The organism is Loktanella sp. DJP18 (assembly GCF_049310965.1).
In the GTDB taxonomy this organism is placed as follows: Bacteria; Pseudomonadota; Alphaproteobacteria; order Rhodobacterales; family Rhodobacteraceae; genus Loktanella.
The window spans coordinates 1-2,520 of record NZ_JBMERN010000260.1; the positions used below are offsets into that span (position 1 = coordinate 1).

Below are 2,520 nucleotides of genomic sequence, written 5' to 3' on the forward strand. Positions count from 1 at the left end.
CCTTTGACCGCAAAACGCTTGCGGATTTACAGCCGGACAGCGCACAGCCCTGAGACACCGGGCATGCCCCCGCGCCCTTTGGACGCGGAAACATGCCCGGCACAGGTCTAGGCCTAAGGCGCGTCGTCCACTTCGGGGGTGTCCGTTGCTGCGGCGCCGCCTTGCGTCAAACCCCAGAAATCAGCGATGTGGCGGGTGGAAGAGATGCCGACCTCTAGCATGTATTTGCCTTCTTCCCCCAACCCCTCAACGCCCTCTGCGCTGATCGGCGTGCCGTGGCCCATGGACGTGATGATAAATTCCTCGATCACCACGCGCCCGTCCGCGTCGCACCAGACTTTGTGCGGAAAGCCGTCAACGGTCTCAATACGGGTCGGCTTGTCTGCGACTTTGTGAATCTGCTGCCACTGCGCGACGATGGACGCGGCGTTGGAACTGGCGACGGTCGTATCGCTATCGCCTTGCCAGACCGAGATTGTCGGCCAAGGCCCCGCAAAGTCCGTCGCGCCTTGGACAAGCGCATCTAGGCGGCTGTCCGATGGGCTTCCGAAACCATTCATGCGCATGACCGCCTCCATCATGTTGGTCGCGCTGCCAAAGGCGATCCCTGCGATGATTGCCCCTCCGGCGAAGACCTCTGGATAGGTGGCCAGCATCACAGATGTCATGGCACCGCCCGACGACATCCCCGTGATAAAGACACGCGACGGGTCGACAGCATGATCATCGACGACTTGGCCGATCATTTGACGAATAGACAAAGGCTCGCCTTCGCCGCGCTGACTGTCGCCTGTCTCGAACCAGTTAAAGCTACCGATCATGTTGTTGGTCAGTCTTTGCCCCGGAAACAGCAGCGCGATCCCGCATTCCTCGGCGAGCGTGGACCAGCCGGATCCGATATCGTAGTCATCTGGTGACTGGGTGCTGCCATGCAACACCACCACAAGCGGTCCGTTTTTCGGGAAGTTCTTTGGCACGTAGATGCCGGCACTCAGCGAACCTGGGTCCGTCCCGAAGTTTGCAAGGACGGAAAGGCGATCGCTGGTATTGGAAAATATTGACATAGAAACCTCTTTGAATGGGCGGGGATGGGCGGACTGCGCGGGGCGCACTTGGCCAGATTTTTTCGGGCCGGGCGCTGTGTGAAGGATGGCATTTCATGACGGGCACCAAATTGCTTTGGCACCCGAACGCGGTGATTTCCTTCAGATGCGCAGGCCAATTGTGTCGATTGTCCTGCGCAGCTTGCCCGTTCCTTAAGTCTTGCGCAACGATGCAGGTTAGCGTGGGCACTTATAATCGAAATGAGCCTGACCTTGGCGCGGCGCATCCGTAGGACGGGCCGCTTTTGCCGTCCAAAGGTATGGCCAGATCACAAAGCGCTTCGGCTTCAGGCGCTTTGTTTTGGCCACAGCAACCAAGATTTCACAAACATGAAGCGTCTTATGGGTGTTTTCACGACAAGCAGCAGGATGCCGATTGATAACAGGCACCAGATAGCGGCCACCTCGTTAGGGTCGTTGGTCAGCAGAACGGCCAACTGTGGTCCGATCAGGAAGTGATAGATCGTGATACGCCATGACCCGTAAAGAAGCGGCATTGCAAACGCTGCGATGAAATAAGTGGGATAAGCGGTCAAAAAAGAGGCCCAGGAATCAACCGTTATAAAGTTCAGCATGCCGTTCGTCGGCACCTCCCAAGCGATATGCCAATTACCTGACACTGAACAAAGGCGCTCTGCGCACAGCACCTCACCCAGTGGACATGATCCTGCCCATTCGAACGGATAAAGCTGCAAAAGCATGACGATGGCCGATGCAAAACAGACCGTATAAACCGGCCACTGAATCTTGACCCGCACAGCATCTGGAATGAAATACATCGACAGCATATTGATGAAAAAGGGCTGAAATACGATGTGCAGATAGCTAAGCAGGGTGGCGACCTGATTTGAAGGCAGTGCGCATTGGTCAATCACCGAATAAGTGAAGGCCTGCAAAAGCTCCATTGACGAGAAATAGCCAAGAGCCATCCACAAAGGCGCCGGTTCTTTCTTGTATGCGGCGTAAACGGTGGTTGAAATACCAACGATTGCCAGCGCCGCCGAGGCTTCACCGCTCCAGCACATAAGACATCTCCTTCGACTTCCAGAATAATGCGACTGTCATCCGCCGCCCGTCGCACGCGGATTGCTTGGTTTTGCGGCGTCCTGCGGAGCCGTCGCTTTGTCGTCCCCGGCCGCCGTGTCGGCGCGCGTCTGCGCCTCGAGTTCGGCATTCAATTCCGCCCCCATGAGGACGATGTAGGCTGAAATCCAGAACCACATCAGCAGCACGACAACGCCGGCCAAAGTCCCAAAGCTTTGGTTATAGTAACTGAAATTGCTGACGAAGAACGCAAAGCTGGCCGATGCCGCGATCCAGACAAGGCATCCGGCGACTGCGCCGACCGACGTCCATTTCCACTCTGGCGTCTCGCGTGACGGTGCAAAGCGATAAAGCACGCAAAGCCCGGCAATGG

At 56.8% G+C, this 2,520-nt stretch carries 3 protein-coding genes; all 3 read right to left on the reverse strand.

The window, feature by feature from the left end; genetic code table 11:
• Positions 1 to 113: 113 nt before the first annotated feature.
• Positions 114 to 1,064 carry an alpha/beta hydrolase family esterase gene (locus ACOI1H_RS24845; RefSeq protein ID WP_422440934.1) on the reverse strand — a complete coding sequence of 317 codons (951 nt, stop codon included), beginning with the start codon at positions 1,062 to 1,064 and terminating at the stop codon, positions 114 to 116.
• 326 nt (positions 1,065 to 1,390) lie between these two features.
• Positions 1,391 to 2,128: a DUF5765 domain-containing protein gene (locus tag ACOI1H_RS24850; protein WP_422440936.1), complete on the reverse strand. Its 738-nt coding sequence runs from the start codon at positions 2,126 to 2,128 to the stop codon at positions 1,391 to 1,393.
• A gap of 36 nt (positions 2,129 to 2,164) precedes the next feature.
• Positions 2,165 to 2,520, reverse strand: a 356-nt coding sequence (locus tag ACOI1H_RS24855; RefSeq protein ID WP_422440938.1) for a YihY/virulence factor BrkB family protein, incomplete at its 5' end; no start/stop codon positions are given.